Source organism: Haemophilus haemolyticus, assembly GCF_003493605.1.
Classification (GTDB): domain Bacteria; phylum Pseudomonadota; class Gammaproteobacteria; order Enterobacterales; family Pasteurellaceae; genus Haemophilus; species Haemophilus haemolyticus_J.
This window is the reverse complement of sequence record NZ_QQKA01000001.1, coordinates 95,331-122,080: the sequence shown is the minus strand read 5'-3', so window position 1 is coordinate 122,080 and position 26,750 is coordinate 95,331. Positions and strand designations below refer to the sequence as shown.

General features: G+C 38.1%; 28 protein-coding genes and 2 pseudogenes. 21 read left to right on the top strand and 9 right to left on the bottom strand.

Annotated elements, in window-relative coordinates:
- Positions 1-19: 19 nt before the first annotated feature.
- From queF to DV424_RS00545, 5 genes are read right to left on the bottom strand one after another with little or no spacing between them, the layout of a single operon-like run.
- A complete protein-coding gene (queF, locus tag DV424_RS00565) occupies positions 20-859 on the bottom strand; it encodes an NADPH-dependent 7-cyano-7-deazaguanine reductase QueF (protein ID WP_118858706.1) in 840 nt (279 codons plus the stop codon).
- A 54-nt stretch (positions 860-913) separates the two neighbouring features.
- Positions 914-1,699: a Zn-ribbon-containing protein gene (locus DV424_RS00560; protein WP_118858705.1), complete on the bottom strand. Its 786-nt coding sequence runs from the start codon at positions 1,697-1,699 to the stop codon at positions 914-916.
- The gene (locus DV424_RS00555) at positions 1,690-2,070 is read right to left on the bottom strand and encodes a SufE family protein (protein WP_118858704.1); all 381 of its coding nucleotides are present in this window, start codon (positions 2,068-2,070) and stop codon (positions 1,690-1,692) included. Before DV424_RS00555 ends, DV424_RS00560 begins: the two co-directional genes overlap by 10 nt.
- Positions 2,067-3,266, bottom strand: coding sequence for a cysteine desulfurase (locus DV424_RS00550; protein WP_118858703.1), 1,200 nt, complete (start codon positions 3,264-3,266; stop codon positions 2,067-2,069). The genes DV424_RS00555 and DV424_RS00550 overlap by 4 nt, the downstream gene beginning before the upstream one ends.
- Positions 3,256-3,750, bottom strand: a complete 495-nt coding sequence (locus DV424_RS00545) for a thermonuclease family protein (protein WP_192880612.1) — start codon at positions 3,748-3,750, stop codon at positions 3,256-3,258. The genes DV424_RS00550 and DV424_RS00545 overlap by 11 nt, the downstream gene beginning before the upstream one ends.
- Positions 3,751-3,867: 117 nt before the next feature.
- Between DV424_RS00545 and DV424_RS00540 the strand changes: the two genes are divergently transcribed.
- The 4 genes from DV424_RS00540 (at position 3,868) to DV424_RS00525 (ending at position 8,530) form a co-directional block, all read left to right on the top strand.
- Positions 3,868-4,299: a CidA/LrgA family protein gene (locus DV424_RS00540; protein WP_065246224.1), complete on the top strand. Its 432-nt coding sequence runs from the start codon at positions 3,868-3,870 to the stop codon at positions 4,297-4,299.
- A 20-nt stretch (positions 4,300-4,319) separates the two neighbouring features.
- Positions 4,320-5,015, top strand: coding sequence for a CidB/LrgB family autolysis modulator (locus tag DV424_RS00535; protein WP_005631777.1), 696 nt, complete (start codon positions 4,320-4,322; stop codon positions 5,013-5,015).
- 92 nt (positions 5,016-5,107) lie between these two features.
- Entirely contained in the window at positions 5,108-6,493 is a 1,386-nt protein-coding gene (locus DV424_RS00530; protein WP_118858702.1) for an anti-phage deoxyguanosine triphosphatase, read from the top strand.
- A 93-nt stretch (positions 6,494-6,586) separates the two neighbouring features.
- Entirely contained in the window at positions 6,587-8,530 is a 1,944-nt protein-coding gene (locus DV424_RS00525) for an ABC transporter ATP-binding protein (RefSeq protein ID WP_118858701.1), read from the top strand.
- A 28-nt stretch (positions 8,531-8,558) separates the two neighbouring features.
- On the opposite strand, the gene can is transcribed toward DV424_RS00525, so the two are convergent.
- Together can and asnS are read right to left on the bottom strand one after the other, a co-directional pair.
- On the bottom strand, positions 8,559-9,248 hold the full coding sequence (can, locus tag DV424_RS00520; protein WP_118858700.1) for a carbonate dehydratase: 690 nt from the start codon (positions 9,246-9,248) through the stop codon (positions 8,559-8,561).
- Positions 9,249-9,323: 75 nt separating this feature from the next.
- The gene (gene asnS, locus DV424_RS00515; RefSeq protein ID WP_005662510.1) at positions 9,324-10,727 is read right to left on the bottom strand and encodes an asparagine--tRNA ligase; all 1,404 of its coding nucleotides are present in this window, start codon (positions 10,725-10,727) and stop codon (positions 9,324-9,326) included.
- Positions 10,728-10,953: 226 nt separating this feature from the next.
- Between asnS and ribH the strand changes: the two genes are divergently transcribed.
- The 6 genes from ribH (at position 10,954) to dapB (ending at position 14,863) form a co-directional block, all read left to right on the top strand.
- Positions 10,954-11,427 (top strand): 6,7-dimethyl-8-ribityllumazine synthase, encoded by a 474-nt coding sequence (gene ribH, locus DV424_RS00510; protein WP_005628657.1) that lies wholly within the window; start codon positions 10,954-10,956, stop codon positions 11,425-11,427.
- Between the two features lie 3 nt (positions 11,428-11,430).
- Complete coding sequence (gene nusB, locus DV424_RS00505; RefSeq protein ID WP_005628659.1) at positions 11,431-11,865, top strand: transcription antitermination factor NusB; 435 nt, start codon at positions 11,431-11,433, stop codon at positions 11,863-11,865.
- Between the two features lie 65 nt (positions 11,866-11,930).
- Positions 11,931-12,917, top strand: a complete 987-nt coding sequence (thiL, locus tag DV424_RS00500) for a thiamine-phosphate kinase (RefSeq protein WP_118858699.1) — start codon at positions 11,931-11,933, stop codon at positions 12,915-12,917.
- On the top strand, positions 12,914-13,405 hold the full coding sequence (locus DV424_RS00495) for a phosphatidylglycerophosphatase A family protein (protein ID WP_118858698.1): 492 nt from the start codon (positions 12,914-12,916) through the stop codon (positions 13,403-13,405). The genes thiL and DV424_RS00495 overlap by 4 nt, the downstream gene beginning before the upstream one ends.
- A complete protein-coding gene (locus DV424_RS00490; RefSeq protein ID WP_192880611.1) occupies positions 13,405-14,034 on the top strand; it encodes a LysE family transporter in 630 nt (209 codons plus the stop codon). Before DV424_RS00495 ends, DV424_RS00490 begins: the two co-directional genes overlap by 1 nt.
- Positions 14,035-14,050: 16 nt before the next feature.
- Positions 14,051-14,863, top strand: a complete 813-nt coding sequence (gene dapB, locus DV424_RS00485) for a 4-hydroxy-tetrahydrodipicolinate reductase (RefSeq protein WP_118858696.1) — start codon at positions 14,051-14,053, stop codon at positions 14,861-14,863.
- Here the strand turns inward: dapB and yfaE are convergent.
- Entirely contained in the window at positions 14,858-15,106 is a 249-nt protein-coding gene (yfaE, locus tag DV424_RS00480) for a class I ribonucleotide reductase maintenance protein YfaE (RefSeq protein WP_118858695.1), read from the bottom strand. The two genes, dapB and yfaE, sit on opposite strands and share 6 nt — an antisense overlap.
- A 48-nt stretch (positions 15,107-15,154) precedes the next feature.
- On the opposite strand from yfaE, the gene DV424_RS00475 reads away from it, so the two are divergent.
- From DV424_RS00475 to DV424_RS00440, 8 genes and pseudogenes are all read left to right on the top strand, one after another.
- Positions 15,155-15,832, top strand: a complete 678-nt coding sequence (locus DV424_RS00475; RefSeq protein ID WP_239993558.1) for a hypothetical protein — start codon at positions 15,155-15,157, stop codon at positions 15,830-15,832.
- Positions 15,833-15,980: 148 nt separating this feature from the next.
- Complete coding sequence (gene pheS, locus DV424_RS00470) at positions 15,981-16,970, top strand: phenylalanine--tRNA ligase subunit alpha (RefSeq protein WP_005637841.1); 990 nt, start codon at positions 15,981-15,983, stop codon at positions 16,968-16,970.
- A 33-nt stretch (positions 16,971-17,003) separates the two neighbouring features.
- Positions 17,004-19,391 carry a phenylalanine--tRNA ligase subunit beta gene (gene pheT, locus DV424_RS00465; protein ID WP_118858693.1) on the top strand — a complete coding sequence of 796 codons (2,388 nt, stop codon included), beginning with the start codon at positions 17,004-17,006 and terminating at the stop codon, positions 19,389-19,391.
- 1 nt (position 19,392) lies between these two features.
- On the top strand, positions 19,393-19,683 hold the full coding sequence (locus DV424_RS00460) for an integration host factor subunit alpha (protein ID WP_005628676.1): 291 nt from the start codon (positions 19,393-19,395) through the stop codon (positions 19,681-19,683).
- Between the two features lie 52 nt (positions 19,684-19,735).
- Entirely contained in the window at positions 19,736-20,221 is a 486-nt protein-coding gene (locus tag DV424_RS00455) for an NlpC/P60 family protein (RefSeq protein ID WP_046950270.1), read from the top strand.
- A gap of 65 nt (positions 20,222-20,286) precedes the next feature.
- A pseudogene (locus DV424_RS00450) lies at positions 20,287-20,466 on the top strand (WYL domain-containing protein); the annotation flags it as partial.
- An 82-nt stretch (positions 20,467-20,548) separates the two neighbouring features.
- Positions 20,549-21,106: a 5' nucleotidase, NT5C type gene (locus tag DV424_RS00445; RefSeq protein ID WP_118858692.1), complete on the top strand. Its 558-nt coding sequence runs from the start codon at positions 20,549-20,551 to the stop codon at positions 21,104-21,106.
- Positions 21,103-21,813: an SIR2 family NAD-dependent protein deacylase gene (locus tag DV424_RS00440; RefSeq protein WP_118858691.1), complete on the top strand. Its 711-nt coding sequence runs from the start codon at positions 21,103-21,105 to the stop codon at positions 21,811-21,813. Before DV424_RS00445 ends, DV424_RS00440 begins: the two co-directional genes overlap by 4 nt.
- A 51-nt stretch (positions 21,814-21,864) precedes the next feature.
- On the opposite strand, the gene DV424_RS00435 is transcribed toward DV424_RS00440, so the two are convergent.
- Positions 21,865-22,866, bottom strand: coding sequence for a virulence RhuM family protein/type II toxin-antitoxin system death-on-curing family toxin (locus DV424_RS00435; protein ID WP_118858690.1), 1,002 nt, complete (start codon positions 22,864-22,866; stop codon positions 21,865-21,867).
- A 232-nt stretch (positions 22,867-23,098) separates the two neighbouring features.
- Here DV424_RS00435 and DV424_RS00430 point away from each other — a divergent pair.
- From DV424_RS00430 to DV424_RS00420, 3 genes and pseudogenes are all read left to right on the top strand, one after another.
- Positions 23,099-23,298 (top strand): annotated as a pseudogene (locus DV424_RS00430) (DNA translocase FtsK).
- Positions 23,299-23,557: 259 nt separating this feature from the next.
- Positions 23,558-25,237: a solute:sodium symporter family transporter gene (locus DV424_RS00425; protein ID WP_118858689.1), complete on the top strand. Its 1,680-nt coding sequence runs from the start codon at positions 23,558-23,560 to the stop codon at positions 25,235-25,237.
- Complete coding sequence (locus DV424_RS00420) at positions 25,237-26,682, top strand: sulfatase family protein (RefSeq protein WP_118858688.1); 1,446 nt, start codon at positions 25,237-25,239, stop codon at positions 26,680-26,682. The genes DV424_RS00425 and DV424_RS00420 overlap by 1 nt, the downstream gene beginning before the upstream one ends.
- Positions 26,683-26,750: the final 68 nt, after the last annotated feature.

Genomic DNA, 26,750 nt, shown 5'->3' with positions numbered 1-26,750 from the left:
GAAATCTCACCGCATTTTTTTATTGTCTCGCTAATCTTAAATTTTCAGGTAAATTCTCAAAATTAGAGCGGAATGGATTAATGTCTAATCCGCCACGACGAGTATAGCGCGCGTAAACAGTGAGTTTTTCTGGTTTTGCGTAGTGCATTAAATCGCAAAAAATACGTTCGACACATTGTTCGTGGAATTCATTGTGTTGACGGAACGATACAACGTAACGCAATAATTTTTCGTGATCGATTTTTTTACCAATATAGTGAATATGTAACGTTCCCCAGTCTGGCTGATTAGTAATGAGGCAGTTAGATTTCAATAAATGGCTGACTAATTTTTCTTCGACAATTTCATCAGATACGCAATCTTTCAGCCAATCAGCGTTAAATTCGTAGCTGGTAATTTCAATATCTTGTTCATCAATGCAATCACCTTGTAAGTGATCAATTTTTTGAGAATCGTAAACTGCCACTGGATTTAACCGCACTTTTACATCGCCTTGCGAACATTCGCTTAAATCGCGTTGCATAGTTTGTTGAACGGTATTGAAGTCGGCAAATTTGCTTTGATTGAAGCTATTTAAATAAAGTTTAAAACTTTTTGATTCAATCAAATTTTGGCTTTGATAATCCAGATAAATGTCTGCGATAGCCACTTGTGGCAAGCCTTTTTCGTTGAGCCAAGAGATTTCATAAGCCGTCCAAATATCGGCGCCGATAGTAAATGGTTGGTTTTGAGTAATGCCCAATCCATCACGATTTAACGCACGTGGCACAGGCTGTAGTAAATTGCGGTCATATTGAGAGGCATATTCTGTTTTTTGACCGAGTTTTAAGGATTTTAAGCTGTTGTCTTGATAATTCATCTTTTCTCCGATTAAGTATTCGAGTTTTACAAATTTCGACACTTTATAAATTACTTACAAAAAATTCCACGATAGATTCGAAACTAATCGACAGGTATCGCATTTAAAATGAAAGGTATCAAAAATCGCGTCTTTTAATGCCCAGTTTGCACCACAAGAAGGGCAGCAACGGGACTTTTCAGATTCTAAAGATTGCCCACCTACACGATATAAATAATAGTAAGTCGGTATGCCTGTTTCTTTTTCTATTTCTTGTGCTAAATAACGCCCATGTTTTGAAAGCGTGCTTTGAAGCTCAGAAATTTCTACTAAAGATTGTTGTTCTAATACCGCACCATTCATTTGTAGTTGATCGCAGGCTTGCCAATTCTCTTGCCATTTAATCAGATCTTGGCTTAAGTGCGGTTGATTTTTCAACTGTTTATATAAAGGGATTGGTGCGAAATTTTCTCCGCTATGAATCGGTGAGCAACTTTGTAAATGGGTTGTGTAAAGCACTTGCCAAGCTGGTGATGCATTTTCTGCCGTTTGATCTGAATTGAAATCATCACCCACAAGTTGAAAACCATAAAAAATTACACCGCACTTTTCAGCTTCTTGTAATGCTAGATTCACTTCTGCGTTATTATTTTGCGGGAAAAGACTATCTTGCTCAGGGCAAATGACACGCATAGCAAAGCCTTGTGCGCCATCTTCTTCCGCTAAATATAAAGGAATTTCACGTCCGATAATTTGCCCGTTATACCGCCATTGATCGATCACCGCATTAAGTAAACGGCTTTGCGATTCAATGTTATTTTCAAGGGCAATCAGGCGAAAATAGGTCTCGATTAAATACATAAATTTTTTAATTGCTGTCCGATTTGGTTTAAGCCGTTTAAACGTGTTTCGCTTAAACGTTGTGAAATGCCGAGCTCGCTAAAAAAGGCAGTAATATCAAATTTATTCAATTCATCCGCTGTTTTGCCATTGATTTGATTGAGTAAAATCCAAAGCAAGCCATTCATAATTCTGGCTTCGCTAAATCCGTTGAATTGAAAAGTGCGGTCATTTTTAGGAATAATTTGAAACCACATTTGTGCTTCGCAGCCAGTAATGGGTTGCATTTGAGCGAGTTTATCATCGTTTGGTCGAGGTAAATTTTTGCCAGCTTGAATAATCAGGCGATAGCGATCTTCCCAATTTTTAGCTTGTTTTAATTGTTCTATCATTGTAATAAATCCAGTGCTTTGTCTAAGGCGGTAAAAAATTCCTCTACATCTTCCTGTGTATTATAAGGGGCAAAAGATAGGCGTAATGTGGTGCGTTCGCCTAAGCGTGCTAAATAAGGTTGGGCGCAATGTTCGCCCACACGAAGTGCAATATTTTGTTCGCTCAAAAGTGTAGAAAGATCGGAACAGTCAATGCCGTCAAATATAAAGCAAACGACAGTGCTTGGTTGAGGGGAATTGAATAATCGGCAATTCTCGTAAGATTTTAACCGCACTTTGACAAATTCAGCCAAGGATATGGCGTGCTGTTCTGCTGCCGTAAAATCCCATTTTTGTAGCCAATCCAGCACAGCATTAAAGACAATAACCCCAGCAATATTGGGTGTGCCTGCTTCTAAACGATAAGGCAATTCGGCAAAAGTAATACGATCATTTGATACACGATCAACCATTTTTCCACCGAAAAAGAGCGGTTGAAGTTGAGAAAGTGCGGTCAATTTTCCTGTTAAAACGCCAAGCCCATTTGGGCCATAAATTTTATGGGCAGAAAATGCGAGGAAATCCGAATCTAAATCTTGTAAATCGATTTTAATATGACTAATCGCTTGTGCTGCATCCACTAAAACCAAGGCATTACTATGTTTTTTGATAAGGTGAATCAGGCGTTTAATCGGCTGTTCTGTGCCCGTGACATTTGAAACAAAATTCAGTGCAACGAGTTTAGTTTTTTCAGAAAGGGCGGAAATAAGCGTATTTTCATCAATTAGCCAATTATCTAAAATCGGTAAAACTCGAATTTTTGTACCGCACTTTTTCGCCGTTTCGTGCCAAGTGACAAAATTAGCATGATGATCTGCTTGGCTAACCAGAATTTCATCTTCTGCGTTTAATTGTGGTAGTAATCCATTTGCCACTAAGTTAATCGCGTGAGTTGTGCCCGACGTCCAAATAACAGCACGTTTATCTTCTGCATTAACCCATTCTTTAACCTGTGTGCGAGCCTGTTCATATTGTGCTGTTTGGGTCGCATCATATTGGCTACGATGTACTGAACCGGCAGAAGCATAAAATTCGGCGGTGCGATCAATTAACACTTGAGGTTTCAACGCGGTAGCGGCGTTATCTAAATAAACAACAGAATCTTCACGTTGGAAATAGGGAAATTCTTGACGGAACGTTTGATAATCAAAAGCCATATTGATTTTTCTCTTGTCTGCGCCATTGACTTGGTTCAATCGGATTATTGTCCACCCAAAGACCAATTCGTTTGGCTTGTGCATTTTCTTGCGCTTGAAGATAAATCGGATCATGGGAATATTGCTTATAAGCCCATGCCATACCTCGTTTAACCATTTCTAAATTAATATTTTTATCTTGATAATAAACAATCGCCAATGTGCGTTGATAGCGATCTTGACCTTTTAAAGAAAGACGTACATCACGGAGATAAACCATATCAGACAATGCTTTTTTAGATTTTTGTCCAAAAGCTTGTTTTTTCTCTGGCGCATCAATTTCAGCTAGTCGCACTTTGATTTGTCGATTATTTTTAGCAAGGCAGGTAAGCGTATCGCCGTCACTAATGCCAACGACACGACAAGTATTTTCTTCACTAGAGCACGCAGAAAGTGCGGTAAAAATTAGTAATAAAATAGCCAATAGCGATTTTCGATTTATCATTTTGCAAGGTTCTTGATCTAAGTCTGGTTATTTTACCGAAAAAAACTGGTCAATTCAGAAAAAAAAAGCGTAAAATAATTTTGAAACATTATGAAAATAGTTGAAAAAAGGTTGTATATGATTCAAAAATCATTTTTATTGGCCCGTTCGTTGGTCATTTTGTACATTATGTTATATCTCGGAAATCTTATCGCTCATTATGTGCCTGCCGGTGTACCTGGAAGTATTTGGGGATTATTATTGCTCTTTTTAGGTTTAACGACACGATTAATTCATTTAGATTGGATTTATTTAGGCGCGAGCTTATTGATTCGTTTTATGGCGGTGCTTTTTGTGCCGGTAAGTGTTGGAATCATTAAATATTCAGATTTATTAATAGAACAAGTGAATATTTTATTGATTCCTAATGTTGTCAGCACTTGCGTAACTTTGGTCATCATGGGCTTGTTAGGGAATCATTTATTCCATTTACAATCTTTTACACACAAGCGTAAAAAAGTGGTTAAGCGCCGTGAGAATCAAGCCAAACAAATGAATGAATCAGCTTAATTATAGTGGGAAAGTTTTATATGCAGCAGTACATTATTTATCTTTATACATTTTTGACAATTTTCGGATTTTGGCTTGCACTGCAAATTAGCAAACGTTGGAAATCAATGATTTTTAATACTTTTATTTTAACAGTATTAATTTTGGTTGTGATTTTAGTGATAGGCAAGATTCCTTATGATGATTATATGGCAGGAAATGCGCCTATTAATAATCTACTAGGCTTGAGTATCGTTGCTCTTGCATTACCTCTTTATGAACAACTTCGCCAAATCGCCAAACAATGGAAAATTATTTTATCTATTGTGGTGATCGCCTCTTTTTTCTCGATGTTAAGCGGGGCGGTGTTAGCGCTCATACTTGGCGCATCGCCTGAAATGGTGGCGACGGTATTACCAAAATCAATCACTACACCAATCGCGATGGAAGTTTCACATAATCTAGGGGGAATCCCTGCCGTTACTGCAGTTGGGGTTGTTGTTGCAGGCTTGCAAGGCTCTGTATTTGGTTATTTAGTGTTGAAAAAATTACGCGTTAAACATCAAGAAGCGATTGGATTATCTGTCGGGGCAGTATCTCACGCACTTGGTACAGTAAGTTGTATGGAAACCAACCCAACCGCAGGCAGTTACAGTTCTATTTCTCTCGTGCTTTGTGGGATTATTAGTTCTATTCTCGCCCCATTTGTATTTAAGCTCATTTATTTCTTTGTTTAAATATCAATAAAAATTAAATCGCACTTTATTTATTCTAGATTGTGTTTGTTCTAGATAAAGTGCGGTTGTTTTTTGCGCTAAATGATTAGATAATGCAGAAAAACGAAATAAAACAAAGCGATATGAAACCACTTATCATTGATTCTTCTTGGACAGAACGTTTTCTTCCTGATCCTCCACGCGAAAAAGATAATCGTCCACCATTTCGTCGTGATCGCGGGCGAATTTTACATTCTGCCGCCTTTCGTTGCTTGCAAGCAAAAACCCAAATTCACGCAATTGGCGAAAATGATTTTTATCGCACTCGCTTAACTCATTCTTTAGAAGTCGCACAGATTGGTAGTAGTCTCGTTGCACAGCTTAAATTTTTAGAAACCTTTGAAAGCCTTTCGCAAACATTAAATATTGATAAAAATGAGTTACAAAAGCAGTTGAAACCTTTATTGCCGAGCAACGATCTTATCGAAAGTTTGTGTTTTGCGCATGATATTGGGCATCCACCTTTTGGGCATGGTGGCGAAACGGCATTAAATTATATGATGGCAGAGCAGGGCGGTTTTGAAGGTAATGCACAAACCTTTAGAATTTTAACGAAACTTGAGCCTTACACTGAAAATGCAGGGATGAATCTAACACGTAGAACACTATTGGGTGTAGTGAAATATCCCGCGTTGTTAGATGTAGCCTCGCCTCAATATGCAGAACTTAATTTTTCTCGCAATATTGATCCGCGTTTTGTGCGTATTCATGATTGGATTCCAGGAAAAGGCATTTTCCGCGATGATTTAAAAATGTTTAATTGGTTGCTGGAAAATCTTTCTGAAAATGACTGCACTTTATTCTGTCAATTTAAAAAAGTGCGGGAAAATCCAACTGAATCTTTACATACTCGGTTTAAATCTCTGGATTGCAGCATTATGGAATTGGCAGATGATATTGCCTATGGCGTGCATGATTTAGAAGATGCCATTGTGACCGGCGTTGTCAATCCTCATCAATGGCAAGCGGCGCATTCCGCATTAAAACAAATTCCATCAGCTTGGTTGCATGAAAACATTGATTCAATTAGCCAACGACTTTTCTCTGATAAACATTTTGAGCGAAAACAAGCTATTGGCGCATTGGTTAACTTTTTTATTACCAATGTGCGGTGGAAATTAACGGCAAATTTTGATGAACCATTGTTACGTTATAACGCAGAGCTGCCACCTGAAGTGATTGCTGCACTTGGTGTATTTAAAAAATTCGTTTGGGATTATGTTATTCGCAATGTGGATACTCAACGAATCGAATATAAAGGGCAGAGAATGTTGACAGAAATGTTCCAAATTTTTGAATCTGATCCGGAGCGTTTATTACCGCGAAATACTGCAAATCGTTGGCGTAATGCACCAGAAAAAGGGAAGAAACGGATTATTTGCGATTATATTGCAGGCATGTCGGATGCGCACGCATTGCGGGTATATCAACAACTTTGATTTAATAGAGAATCCCATCGAATTGATGGGATTTTTTATGCAAACCGTATAGAATAGCGCGGTTAATTTTCACTGAATTTTTATGGGGCAGTTGTGGCATTAATTAGTTTAACCAATGGATACCTTTCCTTTAGTGATGCACCTTTGTTAGATCACGCAGAATTACATATTGAACCGAATGAACGCGTTTGTTTAGTTGGGCGTAACGGCGCAGGTAAATCAACTTTATTGAAAATCATCGCAGGCGATGTGCTCATGGATGATGGTAAAACCCAATACGAAAAAGATCTTGTGGTTTCTCGTTTAGAACAAGACCCACCGCGTAATGCGCAAGGCAATATTTTTGATTATGTTGCGGAAGGTGTGGGGCATTTAACGGATTTATTGAAAGAATATCATCATATTTCTGTTCAGTTGGAAGAAAATTACAGTGATCAAATTTTAACTCAATTAGAACAGGTTCAAGCCAAATTAGAACACGCCGATGGCTGGCGATTTGAAAATAAAATCAATGAAGTATTGTTAAAACTAGGCTTGAATCCAAACATAAAATTATCCGCACTTTCGGGCGGTTGGTTACGTAAAGCAGCATTAGCACGCGCATTGGTATGCGATCCTGATGTGTTATTACTTGATGAACCAACTAACCACTTGGATGTGGAAGCTATTGAATGGTTGGAAAATTTCTTATTGGATTTTCAAGGTAGTATTGTATTTATTTCCCATGACCGTTCTTTTATTCGAAAAATGGCAACACGCATTGTGGATTTGGATCGCGGTCAATTGCGGTCTTATCCAGGCAATTATGATTTATATTTAACCACGAAAGAAGAAAATCTACGCGTTGAAGCTTTGCAGAATGAATTATTTGATAAACGTCTTGCACAGGAAGAAGTCTGGATTCGCCAAGGTATCAAGGCTCGCCGTACAAGAAATGAAGGGCGAGTGCGTGCATTAAAAGCGATGCGTGAGGAACGCCGCCAACGCCATGACGTAATGGGAACAGCCAAATTACAGTTAGATACCTCAAGTCGTTCAGGCAAAATTGTCTTTGAAATGGAAGATGTGAGTTACGAAATCGCAGGAAAAACCTTGTTAAAAGATTTTTCAACAACGATTTTACGTGGCGACAAAATTGCGCTTGTTGGGGCAAATGGTTGTGGGAAAACCACGTTCATTAAATTATTGCTGGGGGAAATTCAACCTACATCTGGCAAAATTCGTTGTGGTACCAAATTAGAGATTGCTTATTTTGACCAATACCGTGCTGATTTAGATCCTGAAAAAACTGTAATGGATAATGTGGCAGATGGTAAACAAGATATTGAAGTCAATGGTGTAAAACGCCATGTGCTAGGGTATTTGCAAGATTTCTTATTCCCACCAAAACGAGCAATGACGCCAGTTAAAGCCTTATCGGGAGGAGAACGAAATCGTTTATTACTCGCAAAATTGTTGCTCAAACCAAATAATTTATTGATTCTTGACGAACCGACCAATGACCTTGATGTAGAAACATTGGAGCTTTTAGAAGAAATTTTGACTGATTATCAAGGCACATTGTTAATTGTGAGCCACGACCGTCAATTTATTGATAATACTGCCACAGAATGTTATTTATTTGAAGGCGAAGGACGTTTGAATAAGTATGTGGGAGGATTCTTTGATGCGAAACAGCAACAAGCCAATTTCTGGGCAAGCAAAGTAACAGAAGAACAGGCTAAAGCGAAGAAAACGGAAGTGCAAAAAGAAGAAAGTGCGGTGAAAAATGACCGCACTTCTAAGCCGAAATCAGTAAAACTTTCTTATAAAGAACAACGTGAGCTAGAACAACTTCCACAACTATTGGAAGAATTAGAAACTAAAATTACCGTACTTCAAACTGAAATAGCCGATCCAGCATTTTTCCAACAGGCTCATGATATTACCGACGCTAAATTAAAAGCATTGGCGGATACTGAAGCCGAATTAGAAACAACATTTTTACGCTGGGAAGAATTGGAAGAAAAGAAAAATTTGGCTGACGGTAAATCTTAAAAAAATAACGCCCGAAAGGGCGTTTTCTTTAGATATTTTCAAGATGATCTTTTTTCAAAATATTTTCTTCATCAAGTATTGATAAACGAGCGATAGCGTTTCGATAAGAAATTTCAAGGGTTTCTCTACTGGTTGCCATTACGCCTTGATCCACTAAAAATCCATCATTTACATCATATACCCAGCCGTGTAATGAGAGTTTTTGTCCGCGTTCCCAAGCACTTTTTACAATTGATGTGCGCCCTAGATTGTAAACCTGTTCCGCTACGTTAATTTTAGTTAGCATATCGGCACGTTTTTCTGGGGAAAGTTTACCGAGAAGATGACCGTGTTTAAACCAAATATCACGAATATGAAGGAGCCAGTTGTTGATAAGCCCTAAATCTTTATCTGCCATCGCCGCATGAATACCACCGCAGTTGGTGTGGCCACAGATAATAATATGTTCAATTTTAAGCACATCGACGGCATATTGCACAACAGAAAGGCAATTAAAATCTGTGTGAATTACTTGGTTAGCAACATTACGGTGAACAAATAATTCACCTGGTTCAAGATTCGTTAATTTCTCAGCGGGCACACGGCTATCAGAGCAACCAATCCAAAGATAATGTGGCGTTTGATGATCCGCAAGCTCTTTGAAGTAAGTAGAATTTTCTTCCTTCATTCTTTGCGCCCAACTGTAATTGTTGGCAAAGAGTTGTTTAATTTTATCCATTTTACTTTCCTTAAAATTTTTAAAAAATTAACCGCACTTTTAGGTAAGTGCGGTCAATATTAAAGTTAAATTGAATTAGAAATTCGCATTTCTTGGCGCACGTGGGAATGGAATTACATCACGAATATTTTGCACGCCAGTTACATAGACAATTAAGCGTTCAAAACCAAGACCAAAACCAGAATGTGGAACGCTTCCGTATTTACGAAGATCGCGATACCACCAATAATCATCTGGATTTAATCCCATTTCTTCCATACGTTTATCAAGCACATCTAAACGTTCTTCACGTTGTGAACCACCGATGATTTCACCAATTCCTGGTGCTAACACGTCCATTGCTGCTACAGTTTTTCCATCATCATTTAAACGCATATAGAATGCTTTAATGTCTTTTGGATAGTTTTTCACAACAACTGGTGATTTGAAATATTCTTCCGCTAAGAAACGTTCGTGTTCAGAAGAAAGATCGATACCCCAAGAAACAGGGAATTCAAATTTCTTACCAGATTTTAATAACACATCAATGGCGTCAGTATAGTCAATTTGCGCAAAATCCGAGTTTACAAAGTTTTCTAGACGCGTAATAACATCTTTATCTACATGTTTTTCAAAGAATTGTAAGTCGTCTTTACGCTCAGCCAATACTGCTCGGAATACGTATTTCAACATATCTTCTGCAAGTTTTGCGTTATCCGCTAAAGTTGCAAATGCAACTTCAGGTTCAACCATCCAGAATTCAGCTAAGTGACGGGTAGTATTTGAGTTTTCTGCACGGAATGTTGGGCCGAAAGTATAAATTTTGCTTAATGCACAAGCATAGGTTTCGCCGTTTAACTGGCCTGAAACCGTTAAAAATGATTCTTTACCGAAGAAATCTTGGCTGAAATCCACTTTTCCATTTTCACCACGTGGAAGATTTTCTAAATCAAGTGTAGAAACACGGAACATTTCACCTGCACCTTCAGTGTCTGATGCAGTAATTAATGGGGTTGCCACCCAGTAGAAGCCTTGCTCATGGAAGAAACGGTGAATTGCTTGAGATAAACAATGGCGAACACGTGCGACCGCACCAATAATATTGGTACGAGGGCGTAAGTGAGCTACTTCGCGTAAATATTCGATAGAGTGGCGTTTTGCTGCCATTGGGTAAGTATCTGGATCTTCAACAAACCCTGTCACTTCCACTTTTTCTGCTTGTAATTCAACGGCTTGTCCTTCAGAAGGTGATTCAACGACTTTACCAGTTACAATCACAGAACAGCCTGTTGTTAAACGTAAAATTTCGCTTTCGTAATTTTTAATATCGTTATTAATAATTGCTTGAATTGGATCAAAGCAAGAACCGTCATAAACCGCTAAAAAAGATAAGCCTGCTTTAGAATCGCGACGGGTACGCACCCAACCACGCACAGTGACGGTTTCACCAATCGCCACTTTCCCTTGTAATACATCAACAATTGATGCCACTTTAGACATATTAAACCTCTGTAACTGAATGTAATTCACATAAAATTGCTGATAGTTTACCTTAATGAAGGAAATTTTCCATAAAAATATAGTGTTGGTGCGGGCTATGAACAATAAAATAGCCTTAAAAATGAGCCCTAAATAAAATAGGGTAAAGCCTTATTAATATTGAATATACGCGATTTTATGCTAAAATCTCGGGTCAAAATCATTATGGCTAATAATAGGAAAAAATATGAAAGTTTTAGAAGGCTCAGTCGCAGCACCTAATGCAAAAGTTGCAGTAGCAATTGCTCGTTTTAACAGTTTTATTAATGAAAGTTTATTAGAAGGTGCAATTGATGCATTAAAACGTATCGGCCAAGTGAAAGATGAAAATATCACTATCGTGCGTGCTCCGGGTGCGTATGAGTTGCCATTAGTTGCTCGTCGTTTAGCTGAAAGTAAAAAATTTGATGCGATTGTGGCATTAGGTACAGTTATCCGTGGTGGTACTGCGCACTTTGAATATGTAGCAGGGGAAGCAAGCAGCGGTTTAGGAAAGGTTGCAATGGATGCTGAAATCCCAGTCGCTTTTGGTGTATTAACCACAGAAAATATTGAACAGGCGATTGAACGTGCTGGTACTAAAGCAGGAAATAAAGGTGCAGAAGCAGCCTTAACCGCACTTGAAATGGTTAATCTTATTCAACAAATTGATGCGGCATAAATCATGACAGAACAAAAACAAGTTAAAAAGCCTTCTGCTCGTCGTCGTGCGCGTGAATGTACCGTTCAAGCCTTGTATTCTTGGGCGGTATCTGGCAATACTGCAGAACAAGTTGAATTAGCCTTTGTGTTAGATCAAGATATGGATGGGGTAGATAAACCTTACTTCCGTAAATTATTTCGTCAAACAGTAGAAAATATTGAAACCGTTGATTTTTCAATTTCGCCTTATATTGACCGCGCTTTTGATGAGCTTGATCCTATTGAAACTGCAATTTTGCGTTTGGCCGTTTATGAATTGCGCTTCGAGTTAGATGTGCCATATAAAGTGGTTATCAATGAAGCGATTGAAGTAGCAAAAGTATTCGGTGCAGACGAAAGCCATAAATATATCAATGGCGTACTCGATAAAATCGCACCAGCATTAGGGCGTAAATAACCCTTTTAAACTGAAAATGGCGCGCGTTTTTAACGCGTGCCTTTTCTTTTATAAGATAGGTGAAAATGGCAATGGGTGAATTTGATTTAATTAAACGATATTTTCAGCAACAAATATTAGTTGATGATTCCGTTCAATTATCTATTGGCGACGATTGTGCGCTGGTTTCCGTGCCAGAGAATTATCAGCTTGCTATTACGACCGATACAATGGTGGAAAATACCCATTTTTTACCAACTATTTCACCTGAAGATTTAGCTTATAAGGCGGTTGCAACAAATTTAAGTGATCTTGCTGCAATGGGGGCACAGCCAAAATGGGTTTCTCTGGCATTAACTTTGCCAAATGTAGACGAAAATTGGATTTCAACATTTAGCCAAAGTTTATTGCACACGTTAAAAAAATACAACGTCACATTAATTGGTGGCGATACCACAAAAGGTAATTTGTCTATTACGATTACGGCACAAGGCTTTGTCGAAAAATACAAAGGAATTTGTCGGCATAAAGCACAAATCGGCGATTTAATTTATGTTTCAGGTACTTTAGGCGATAGTGCGGCGGGTTTAACACAAATTTTATCGGGCAAAAGTGCGCTTGATTCTGATGATGTTTTTTTGCAACAACGACATTTTAGACCCACACCTAGAATTGAACTTGGGCGGGCGTTAATTGATATTGCTCATGCTGCCATTGATCTTTCCGATGGGGTAATCTCTGATTTAGGGCATATTCTTGAGCGAAGTCAATGTAGTGCTGAAGTTGAACTTACAGATTTACCTCTTTCATCATCGATTTTAAATAAATATGATCACACTCAAGCGGAACAATTTGCCTTAAGTGGTGGAGAAGATTATGAACTTTGTTTTACCATACCGCCCGAATCTAAAGATGAATTAGAATTACGCTTGAAAAAACTGAACGTACCTTGTACTTGCCTTGGTAAAATCACTGAAAAGTGCGGCGACTTTTCTCCCCGTTTTTTACGGGATGGAAAACCTGTGAATATAACTTTTTCAAGCGGTTTCGATCATTTTAAGGAATCAAAATGACAGAAAATAATCCTCTTAAAAAAATCTCTCTTTTAAATCCTATCCATTTGCTTGCCGTTGGTTTTGGCTCGGGCTTAATTCATCCTGCTCCCGGTACTTGGGGTAGCTTGGCTGGAACAATTTTAGGCGTGATTTTACTTTCCTTATTAGGAGTAAAAACCTTTTTAATTTTCACCGCACTTTGTTTTCTACTCGGTTGCTACCTTTGCCAAAAAACTACTGCAGATATGGGCGTGCACGATCATGGTTCTATCGTCTGGGATGAATTTGTCGGCGTATTTATTGTATTAGCGGCGATACCGTCATTATCTTGGCAATGGATTGTGGCTGCTTTTGCGTTATTCCGCTTTTTTGATATTTTAAAACCGTTCCCAATTCGTTATTTTGACGAAAAACTCGAAAGTGGTTTTGGCATTATGGTCGATGATGTTTTAGCAGCAATTTATGCAGTGATTGTCGTATTTGCTATTCAGTATTGGACGTTGTGATGCTAAATTTAATCATTGTACATTTATTTGGATTAATGACGCCAGGGCCTGATTTCTTCTATGTAAGTCGGATGGCGGCAAGTAACTCTCGTCGTAATACAGTTTGTGGCATTTTAGGCATAACGCTTGGCATCGCTTTTTGGGGAATGCTTTCTATGTTGGGATTGGCGGTGTTATTCGTTACTATTCCTGCATTACATGGCGTTATTATGTTGCTAGGCGGTAGTTACCTAGCATATATCGGTTTTTTAATGGCCCGCAGCAAAAAACACGCTCAATTTGAACCGCACTCTGATACTGAATTTAATCAGCAAACCACAATCAAAAAAGAAATTGTGAAAGGGCTTTTAGTGAATTTATCCAATGCAAAAGTCGTGGTGTATTTTAGTAGCGTGATGTCGCTTGTCTTGGTAAATATCACTGAAATGTGGCAAATTATCTTGGCTTTTATAGTGATTGTGGTAGAAACATTTTGTTATTTTTATGTGATTTCATTGATTTTTTCACGTAATATTGCCAAGCGTTTATACAGTCAATACAGCCGCTATATTGATAATATGGCAGGCATTGTATTTTTATTTTTTGGTTGTGTGCTTGTTTATAGCGGCATCAACGAAATAATTCATTAATAAAAAAGGAAGTAACATGACATTAAAAATTGCAATCGCTGGTGCTGGCGGAAGAATGGGGCGTCAATTAATTCAAGCGGTTCATTCTGCGGAAGGAGTAGAACTAGGTGCGGCTTTTGAACGCAAAGGATCATCTTTAGTAGGGGCAGATGCGGGAGAATTGGCGGGAATAGGCCAACTTGGTGTAATAGTTTCAGACGATCTTGAAAGCCAAAAAGATAAATTTGATTTATTAATCGATTTTACTCGACCAGAAGGTACCCTTGAACATATTGCATTTTGCGTAGCGAATAATAAAAAAATGGTGATCGGTACAACTGGTTTTGATGATGAAGGTAAAGCTGTAATTAAGGCTGCTTCAGATCAAATTGCTATTGTGTTTGCATCAAATTTCAGTGTTGGCGTGAATTTAGTCTTCAAGCTTTTAGAAAAAGCGGCAAAAGTGATGGGGGATTATTGCGACATTGAAGTGATCGAAGCACATCACCGTCATAAAGTCGATGCGCCATCTGGCACCGCACTTTCTATGGGGGAACATATCGCAAAAACCTTAGGTCGCGATTTAAAAACGCACGGCGTATTTTGTCGTGAAGGAATCACAGGCGAACGTAAACGCGATGAAATTGGTTTTTCTACTATTCGTGCTTCGGATGTAGTAGGAGAACATACGGTTTGGTTTGCAGATATTGGCGAACGTGTAGAAATTTCTCATAAAGCATCAAGCCGAATGACTTTCGCTAATGGCGCAGTGCGTGCTGGTAAATGGTTAGAAAATAAGGCGAATGGCTTATTTGATATGACCGATGTATTAGATTTAAATAATTTATAAATCAATTTCAATGTCACTTTCTACGTGACAGCAGCATAATAAAATTTCATCAGGTTGAATAAAGGCAAGGGGCGTATCTTTATAGGACACCTTGCCTTTTTTGATCTTCACACGACAAGAACCACAATAGCCACTGCGGCATTGATATTCATGGTGAATATTATTTTTCTCGAGATGATCAAGTAAACTTGTTTCATTATTGAATTCTAATGTGGTTTGACTGTAGATTAGATGAATTTTCATAAGAGCAATATACTGAAATTTGCTGAGCATTATATAAGGAAAATCCATATGTTAAAAATACTGTGTTTTATAACTGCACTTTTTATTACTGCTTGTAGTTCTATTAGCAAAGAACCAGTGAAGACGGTGGATGTTTATATCAAACCTTATTATTCTGCGGAAAATGGAAAAGCAGAAAATGTATTTGTGCATAAAGCCATTGATCCTATGCTACGTGAAAATACGCTAAAAGGTTATAAAAGTGCGGTAAAATTTGTTGAAGAAAATCCGGCTCGTATTTCACCAATGACAATGTTTACCTTAGCCGCTCGGGCTTACGATTTTGACTTAAGAGATGAAGCTGTTACTTGGTTTTATCGTGGACAAAATCGTTTGATTACTGCACTTTATGTGTTGAAATTACCAAAACAAACGGTGCAGGATAATACAGGGTTCAGCCATGTTGTAGGGCAGTTTGTTAATGCTTATGCGTTTTGCAATTTTGATAAACAAAGTCGTGCTGCCGAAAATGCGGTGAAATGGACAATTGCGCATCCTTATGAAGTCATTTTCTTACCAGCATTACCCGCAAAATTTGCAGATCGTCAAAAAGCGTTAAAAGAAGCAGAAGAAAAATTAATGCAACGTTTACAGGAACAAGCCCGCTTTTTTGCCAATCCCCAAAATAAAGAAAAATGGCAAAAAGAGCGGTCAGAAAATTTTGTGAATGAACGATTCTGTTGGTAACTAGAAAAAATGGAATAGCGATAACGTTATTCCATTTTTATTTTTTATAAACCAATGATTTTTCGTATTATTCTTTTACTTTTTAAGTACTTGGTATTATCATTACTTGGTTTTTTATTTTATAGAGAAAAGAGAAGCAGGGGAAACTATGCAACATCTGAACGAGCTTGTTGAGAAAGCGAAATTAGCGATTGAATCCATTCAGGATAAAAGTTTAACGGCTTTGGATGAAATCCGAGTCGAATATTTTGGTAAGAAAGGGCATTTTACTCAATTAATGCAAGAATTGCGTAATGTGTCAGCAGAAGAACGTCCGGCTATGGGCGCAAAAATTAACGAAGCAAAACAAGCTGCGTTAGAATTTTTAAATGCAAAAAAAGCGGAGTGGGAACAGGCTGAACTTAACGAAAAATTAGAAAAAGAACGTGTAGATGTCAGTTTACCAGGTCGCAAAGTTGAAACAGGTGGCTTGCACCCAGTTACCATGACGATTAATCGTGTAACAAAATTTTTCTCAGAACTTGGCTTTTCAGTTGAAAATGGCCCTGAAATTGAAAGTGATTATTACAACTTTGATGCTTTAAATATTCCTAAACATCACCCAGCACGTGCCGATCACGATACTTTCTGGTTTAATCCAGAATTATTACTTCGCACTCAAACGTCTGGTGTGCAAATTCGTACTATGGAAAAAATGCAGCCACCAATTCGCATTATGGCTCCGGGACGTGTGTATCGTAATGACTACGATCAAACGCATACGCCAATGTTCCACCAAATTGAACTGCTTTATGTGGATAAAAAAGCAAATTTCACAGAATTGAAAGGTTTATTGCACGATTTCTTACGCGCTTTCTTTGAAGAAGATTTACAAGTGCGTTTCCGTCCATCTTATTTCCCATTCACCGAGCCTTCAGCCGAAGTGGATGTGATGGGTAAAAATGGTAAATGGTTAGAAGTGTTGGGCTGCGGTATGGTGCACCCGAATGTGTTGCGCAATGTGGGTATTGATCCGAATGAATATTCTGGTTTTGCCGTGGGAATGGGCGTTGAGCGTTTAACAATGTTACGTTATAACGTAACAGATTTACGTTCGTTCTTTGAAAACGACTTACGTTTTTTAAAACAATTTAAGTAATTTCTCGGATTTGAATTAAAAGGATAACAACAAATGAAATTTAGTGAACAGTGGGTAAGAGAATGGGTGAATCCATCCGTTTCAACCGAGCAATTATGCGAGCAAATTACCATGCTTGGCTTAGAAGTGGATGGTGTAGAAGCCGTTGCGGGTAAATTTAATGGTGTCGTTGTTGGTGAAGTGGTGGAATGTGCACAACATCCAGATGCGGATAAATTACGTGTAACTAAAGTGAACGTAGGTGGTGATCGTTTATTGGATATCGTGTGTGGCGCACCAAATTGTCGTCAAGGCTTAAAAGTCGCTTGCGCAACAGAAGGTGCGGTATTACCTGGCGATTTTAAAATTAAGAAAACGAAATTACGTGGTCAACTATCAGAAGGGATGCTTTGTTCATTTTCTGAATTAGGTATTGATGTTGAAGCGGATGGTATTATTGAATTGTCACTTGATGCACCAATCGGTACTGATTTACGTGAATATTTAGGTTTAAATGATAATGCCATCGAAATTAGCTTAACGCCAAACCGTGCGGATTGTTTGAGCATTGCGGGTATTGCGCGTGAAATTGGCGTGGTAAATAAACAGCCGGTAAATCAACCGCACTTTGAAGCGGTGCCAGCAACAATTTCTGATAAAGTTCAAATTGATTTACAAGCACCAGAAGCGTGCCCACGTTATTTATTACGTGTGGTGAAAAACGTTAATGTGAAGGCTGAATCGCCAATGTGGATGCAAGAAAAATTGCGTCGTTGTGGCATTCGTTCTATTGATCCTATTGTTGATATTACTAACTACATTTTGCTTGAACTTGGTCAGCCAATGCACGCGTTTGATGCGGCTAAAGTTGCACAACCCGTTCAAGTTCGTTTAGCAAAAGAAGGTGAAGAATTAGTATTATTAGATGGTTCAACAGCAAAACTTCAATCAAATACTTTATTAATTGCCGACCAAAATGGGCCTTTAGCAATGGCAGGGATCTTTGGTGGTGCAGCTAGTGGCGTAAATAGTGAAACGAAAGATGTAATTTTAGAATCCGCATTTTTCGCTCCATTAGCGATTGCAGGCCGTGCAAGACAATATGGTTTACATACTGATGCATCACACCGTTTTGAGCGTGGTGTGGATTTTGAATTAGCGCGTAAAGCTATGGAACGAGCAACCGCATTATTACTTGAAATCTGTGGTGGTGAAGCGGGTGAGGTTTGTGAAGCAAGCAGTGAAGTTCATCTTCCTAAAGTTAATACAGTTCAACTCCGCCGTAGTAAATTAGATGCACTTTTAGGTCATCATATTGAAACAGAAAGCGTAACCGAAATTTTCCATCGTCTTGGTTTCGATGTTACTTATGCAAATGATATTTGGACGGTAACTTCTGCAAGCTGGCGTTTTGATATTGAAATTGAAGAAGATTTAATTGAGGAAGTGGCGCGTATTTATGGTTATAACAGCATTCCAAATAATGCGCCATTAGCGCATCTCCGCATGCGTGAGCACAAAGAATCTGATTTAGATTTAGCTCGAATTAAGACCGCACTTGTGGATGCAGATTATCAAGAAGCCATTACTTATAGCTTTGTGGATCCAAAAATTCAAAGTTTATTACATCCACATCAAGAAGCACTTGTATTGCCAAATCCTATTTCTGTGGAAATGTCCGCAATGCGCGTGTCTTTAATGAGTGGTTTATTAGGTGCAGTGCTTTATAACCAAAATCGCCAACAATCTCGAGTTCGTTTATTTGAAACTGGATTGCGTTTTGTGCCAGATGCCAATGCTGAATTTGGCGTGCGTCAAGAATTTGTTTTAAGTGCGGTGATTACTGGAACGGCAAAATCTGAACATTGGGCAGGTAAAGCAGAGTCTGTTGATTTCTTTGATCTTAAAGGCGATTTAGAATCAGTACTTTCTTTAACTGAAGGGGGTAATAGAGTTCGTTTTGTTGCAAAACAATTTGATGCATTACACCCTGGACAATCTGCTGCTATTGAATTAGATGGTCAAGAAATTGGTTTTATTGGTGCAATTCATCCATCTATTAGCCAAAAACTTGGTTTAAATGGCAAAACTTTTGTATTTGAAATTCTTTGGAATGCAATTGCGGCACGTAATGTGGTCCAAGCAAAAGAAATTTCTAAATTCCCAGCAAACTGTCGTGATTTAGCTTTAGTCGTAGCAGATAACGTACCAGCAGGGGAATTAATCGTAGCCTGTAAACAAGCAGGCGGCGAAAAATTGGTGCAAGTGAACTTGTTCGATGTATATCAAGGTGTGGGCGTCGCTGAAGGCTATAAAAGTTTAGCGATTAGCTTGACTGCCCAAGATAATGAAAAAACACTTGGAGATGAAGAAATTAATGCAGTGATTTCAGCAGTATTAGCGGAGGTAAAACAACGCTTTAATGCTGAATTAAGGGATTAATATGGCTACGATAACCAAAATTGATATTATTGAATATTTAAGTGATAAATATCAGTTATCTAAACACGATACGAAAAATGTGGTGGAGAACTTTTTAGAAGAGATTCGTTCATCGCTAGAATCTGGTCATGATGTGAAATTATCAGGATTTGGTAATTTTGAACTACGTGATAAGTCATCGCGCCCAGGGCGTAACCCAAAAACAGGTGATGTTGTGCCAGTTTCTGCTCGCCGAGTGGTGACATTTAAACCAGGGCAAAAGTTACGTGCTCGTGTAGAAAAAACTAAATAGTAAGCAACAAAAAGTGCGGTGAATTTCTACCGCACTTTTCATATGAAAAGGTATGAAAGTATATAAATCATTTTTAATCGCTACTGCCTCGTTGTTTTTATTCGCTTGTTCTAGTTTTCAAAATGATGATTATGCGATGAACTATAAAGGTCAAATCGGCGATCCGATTATGGCTATAGCCATGTTGAGCGAACAACAACATGAATGGGCAGGAACGCCTTATGTACTCGGTGGTGTTTCACGTCGTGGGGTAGATTGTTCTGGTTTTGTGCAGAAAACTTTCTTCGATCGTTTTAATCTTCGTTTGCCAAGAAGTACAACTGAACAAGCCAATTATGGTAAACATGTCCGCAAAGAAGATATTCAAACGGGGGATTTAATTTTCTTTAAAACTGGCCGAGGCCCTAATGGTTATCATGTAGGAATTTATGTAAAAGAAGACAAATTCCTTCATGCTTCCACCAGAGGGGGCGTTGTCTATTCTTCAATGAATAACCCTTATTGGTCGAAAGCCTTCTGGCAAGTCAGACGGATTTAAAAAGTATAATGCTGGAATTTTCCAGCATTTTTTATAATGATTTTTTTCAAATTTGGGAGATAAAAATGCCCTCAAACTTAACCGCACTTCAAATTCAACTTGAAATTTTACGCTTTATTCCAAAAACTCGTTTTATTACCGCAGAAGAAATCTTACAAAAACTTGCTGATATTGGCGTTCAACGTGATATTCGTTCAATCCAACGCCAGCTAGAAAGCTTATCTCAACAGTTTGAAATTGAGCGTGTATATTTAGAAGAAATAGTATAACGACATAAATTGTCGCTTCATATTTTATCATTAAGCCATCAACAGAGAGGGCATTAAAATGAAGAAAATTGTTTATATTGATATGGATAATGTGATGGTTGATTTCCCGTCTGGTATTGCAAAATTAGATGAGAAAACCAAGCAAGAGTATGAAGGTCGATATGATGAAGTCGAGGGCATTTTTAGCTTAATGGACCCTATGCCAAACGCGATTTCTGCCGTTCATAAATTGATGAAGAAATACCATATTTACGCACTTTCTACCGCACCTTGGCATAATCCTTCGGCTTGGAGCGATAAAGTAAAATGGATTCAGCATTATTTCAGTGAAGAAAAAGGCTCGGCATTGTACAAACGGTTAATTTTATCTCACCATAAAAACCTGAACCAAGGCGATTATTTAATTGATGATCGTACTAAAAATGGTGCTGGCAAATTTCAAGGCGAACATGTTCATTTTGGTACACAATATTTCCAACGCCTTTCAGATAAGCCATTCTTACATATTGAAAGTTATGTTTATCAACCTCTTTATAAAGCAGGGAATATATTTGGCATGATGGCTAGAGATAGACAGATTGATGAAATTTTAGAACAAAAGGAGCCTGAAAAATGACAGAGAAAAATAAACCAATTTGCGTGGTATTAACGGGAGCTGGAATTAGTGCCGAAAGTGGTATTCCTACTTTTAGAGCGGAAGATGGCTTGTGGGCAGGACATAAAATAGAAGAAGTTTGTACGCCCGAAGCCTTGAAGAAAAACCGAGCAAAAGTATTGGCGTTTTATAATGAACGACGTCGTAATGCTCAAGCTGCAGAGCCTAATGCAGCACACCTGGCTTTGGTTGAATTGGAAGAGTTTTATGAAGTTCATATAATCACTCAAAATGTGGATGATTTACATGAGCGAGCGGGAAGTACTAACGTACTCCATTTACATGGAGAATTGAATAAAGCTCGCAGCAGTTTTAATACCGATTACATTGTTCCATGTTTGGGTGATCAACTGTTAGAGGATAAGGATAATCACGGTCATCCAATGCGTCCACATATAGTCTTTTTTGGGGAAAATGTACCCATGTTTCCTAAAGCAGAAAAGTTAGTGAAAAAGGCAGATATTGTGATTGTTATTGGCACTTCATTACAAGTTTATCCAGCTAATGGATTGGTAAACTTAGCTCCATACGGTTCACTTATCTATTTGATCGATCCTAATCCAAATACAGGGTTTGTTCGTAAGCAAGTTATCGCAATAAAAGAAAAAGCGGGTGAGGGCGTTCCGAAACTGGTCGCCGAGTTATTGGAGAACGTTAAAAATATATAGAAAATCGACCGCACTTTTTAAACAAATAGCGACTTCGGTCGCTATTTATCGTTACTTATCTTGCTTATGTTTAAGCATATGCATAATAAGCCTAATAAGCGTTTCTTTTTGTTTCGGATCAGATTCTGCGACTAATAAAGTGAGTGCGGCAAGCCCAGTATCATTGATAACTGGATGCCCATTATGATCAAACAAACGCCCATTTCTATGTAAGAAATCTACAAATAAAAATGCGCCACTACGTTTATTACCATCTGAAAAAGGATGGTTCTTGACGACAAAATAAAGTAAATGCGCTGCTTTTGCTTCAATGCTTGGATAAGCGGGTTCACCAAATACACTTTGATCTAAATTACCTAGAATCGCAGATAAGCCGTTATCTCGTTCACGTCCAAACAGATCACTTGCTTCACCTTTTGCCATCAACTGTGATTTTAACTCTGCTAGTGCAGAACAAGCCTCAGCATAAGTCGGTAATGTACCGCCTTGCTGTGTTTGTGGTTCGGCAAGTAAACCTTCATCATATTGTTGTAGCCATAAAAACGTATGCGTATAACGGCTGACAATATCCACTAATCCGCGACCGCTTTCTAGCGTTAATTCCGATGAATTTGCCGTTTTTTGAATAAGCGCAAGTGCTTGTTCTAATTCGTGAGCATTTTGCTGTAAACGTTTTTGGTTAATGGTATAGCCTTGAGTCAGATATTCTTTTAAACGTGCAGTTGCCCAACGGCGGAAACTAATGCCTTGTTTAGATTTTACTCTATAACCAACAGAGATAATCATATCTAAATCATAATGCTCAATTTCACGATTGACTTGGCGTTTACCTTCTTGGCGAACTATCCGGAATTTCCGGATAGTTGATTCTTTCTCAAGTTCTTCGTCATCAAATATATTGGTAATGTGCTCATTGATGGTGCGAATATCTTTACCAAATAACATAGCCATCTGCGCTTGGGAAAGCCAAACGGTGTCATTTTCAAATCTCACTTCCACTTGAGTTGTGCCATCTTGAGCTTGGTAAATTTCAATTGGGTTTTGGTTATTCATGTTCTTTTCCTTAATAAGTTACATGTATATATAAACAGATAATTGTACATCTTGCAATACAGATAAACTTATTTGCAAAAAATCTTCTAAAAATAACCGCTTTCAACATTCGCAAACGACACACGTTGTCGCTCCCTTCCATATAATTTTCCCATAAAAGAAAGGTTTTACTTCTTATAGCACTCTTAAGCCTTTTTCTAGGGAGTTATAAAAACGACAGAGGAGAAAAATTATGTCAATGAAAGTAATTGATACGCGCGATCCACTTTTGAGGATGTAAAAAAATTTGTGCAACAACAAAAATTCGCATCTTGCTCAATGATTCAACGCAGATTTATGTTGGGTTTTAATCGAGCTGGGCAAATTCTAGAACAGTTGGAACAAGCGGGTATTATTTCATCAATGAAAAATGGACAGAGAAAAGTATTATGAAAAATGATTTGAATTATGCAGTGGAACTTATTCGCAAGACGAATAGGATTCTAATCAAAGTGCGGTCATAATTTTTATGGTTTTTTGACCGCATTTTTTTATTGTTTTTTCAACTGCCAGAAAATAAAAACCATTGAATTTATCTTCAATTATTATTTCTGTGATCCACCTCACAATCTTAATATGACAATTATCATAACCCTTTATAGAGCGTTATATTATCTTTACGCTATGTTGATCGATATAGGGAGGACAACATATGCTTATGACGATACTCAGCTTCCTCATTGTAACTGGTGTGGTTGCTTATATTTCTTGGTTAAAAACAAAAGGGGATGATTTAAAATCTTCAAAAGGATATTTTTTGGCTGGTCGCGGATTAAGCGGTTTAGTGATTGGTTGCTCAATGGTATTAACTTCACTCTCAACAGAACAACTGATCGGTGTAAATGCGGTCTCTTATAAAGGAAACTTTTCCATTATCGCATGGACCGTTCCAACGGTTATTCCGCTTTGTTTCTTGGCACTTTATATGTTGCCGAAATATTTGCGTAACGGTTATACAACGGTGCCAGAGTTTTTTGAAAGCCGTTTCGACCGTCAAACTCGCTTGATTATGTCCACGCTTTTCTTAGTCTTTTATCTTTTCATCGTAATTCCAACCGCACTTTATACTGGTGCAATCGCTTTTAATAAAATCTTCAACTTAGAAACCGCATTTGGCTTAAGTTATGGGGCGGCCATAACTTACACCGTTATTGCGATTGGTGTTGTAGGGGCTATTTATGCGATTTTTGGTGGTTTGAAAGCAGTGGCGGTATCAGACACGATCAATGCGGTGATTTTAGTCATTGGCGCATTGCTTGTACCATTCTTTGCCTTGATGTATTTAGGCGATGGCAGTTTCTCTGAAGGTTTACACACAATCACAACAACGTACATTGAAAAATGGAATGCGATTGGTAGCGAAACAGATGCCACACCTTGGCCAACGATTTTCACCGGTATTATGGTTGTTCACTTTTTCTATTGGACAACGAACCAAGCTATCGTACAACGTTGCTTAGGTGCGAAAGATTTACAATCAGGTCAAAAAGGTATTTTGATCGCGGCACTATTCTTATTAACTTTACCGATCATTTTAAACCTTCCAGGTTTATTGAGTTTCCATATTTTAGGTGAAGGCGTAAATCCAATTGATGCGTCTTATCCATTATTAGTAAACAAAGTATTGCCAACTTGGTTACAAGGTTTCTTTATTGCTGCATTATTTGGCGCAATTTTAAGTACCTTTAACTCATTCTTAAATTCGGCAGCAACCATTTACTGTAAAGACCTATTGCCTTCTATCAGCAAAAAAGTGCGGTCAGAAGAAGAATTAATTTCTTATGCGAAAAAAGTTTCTACCATTATGGCTATTGTCACTATGATTTTCGCTCCGTTACTCATGTTTGGTACAGATGGTATTTTCTTAATCACTAAACGTTTCGCAGGATTTGTGAATATTCCAATCGTTGCTTTATTTGCCGTAGGTATGTTTAACAAAACGGTATCTGGCAAAGCGGCACGTATCGCTTTACTTGCTCACGTTATCTTGTACTTCTGCATCGTTTGGGTGTTTAATGTCAAAATCAACTTTGTGTATGTTATGGGCGGATTATTCGTATTTGATGTTGTATTAATGCTCATCTTAGGACAATTCTTACGCCGTGAACCTTACATTGAAAACAAAGAAAACTTAGGTAACGTAGATTTAACTAACTGGAAATACTTAAAAGTAACCAGCGTGTCTTTAATCTTAGGTTTACTTGCGCTTTATACTTTCCTTTCACCACTTGGTATGGCATCAGAATCTGGCAATCCATCAATGGTGCTAGGCGTATGGGCGGTGTTACAAATTATCGTGTTATTTGTTGTACGAGATAAAGAGGCTAAATAATGAACATTATTTATATTCTACTGGATCAAATTCGTAAAGATATGTTGGGGCCTTATGGTCACCAAATTGTGAAAACTCCGAATTTAGATCGTTTGGCAAAAGATGGCGTTCGCTTTAATAACGCCTTCACTCCAGCGTCTGTTTGCGGTCCTGCACGCACTTCACTTTTTACTGGATTAATGCCGTCGTCTCACGGCATTATTAAAAATGGGGAAAAAGGTGGTACTGGTGAAATTAGCCAAGAAAAACCGAATATCGGTAAATTGGCTGGCTATAACACTTATGTTGTAGGGAAATGGCACGTAGGTACTAAATCCGTACCCGAAGATTACGGGATTAAAGGTCATAACTTTGATGGTTATGGCTATCCCGGCAGTGGAGTATATAAAAATTTAGTCTTTAACCAACCGCCAACACATTCTAATCGTTATAAAGAATGGTTAGAAGAAAAGGGGTATGAAATCCCAGAAGTAAGTCGCGCCTACTTTGGTGATAACCCACATTTAAGAGTACAAGAACTTTGCGGTTTACTCTCAGGCACAAAAGATCAAACTATCCCTTATTTCATCATTGATGAAGCGAAAAAATATATTCAAGAATCATTAGATGAAGGCAAGCCGTTCTTTGCATGGATAAACTTCTGGGGGCCACACACGCCTTGTATCGTGCCAGAACCTTATTATTCCATGTATCGAAAAGAAGATGTGGTACTTGATAAAAGTTTCTTTAAACCGTTAGAGGGCAAACCAGGTCATTTCCGCACCATTTCAAAAATGTGGGGAATGTGGGAGGCGAGCGAAGATCATTGGAAAGAGGTCATCACAAAATTCTGGGGGTATATCACCTTAATTGATGATGCAATCGGTGAATTATTCGAATACTTAGAAAAAAACGGCCTTTATGACCGCACTTTCTTGGTAGCAACCGCAGATCATGGTGATGCAATGGGAGCGCATCGAATGATTGAAAAAGGTGAATTTATGTTTGATGCCACCTACAACATTCCGATGATTATCAAAGATCCAAATTCAGACCGAGTCAATCAAGAAGATGATAACTTTGTCTATCTTCACGACTTAACCTCGACAGTTTTTGATTTAGCTAATCAAAAAGTTCCTGGAAGTTTTGAAGGGCAGAGTATTCTCCCGATTATGCGTCAACACCAAGATAACCAAAGAAAAGGTGTGCTTGGTCAGCTAGCGGGGCATTTTGTGTATTTTGAACAACGCATGTGGCGTCGTAAAGATTATAAACTCGTGTTTAATGCGACTGATGTTTGTGAACTTTATAATATCCGTAACGATCCGGAAGAAATGCATAATTTATTCTATGATTCACAATATAACACCATCAAAAAAGAGATGTTGGAAGAAATGCGCGCTGAGATGAAACGTCTGAATGACCCGCTGGAAAATTGGGTTTATCGAATTATTGACGAAATTTAACCAAAGTCGTAGATTAAGGGCGTATCTGATACGCCCTTTGTTATCTCTGAACCTTATTTATCTTTTAA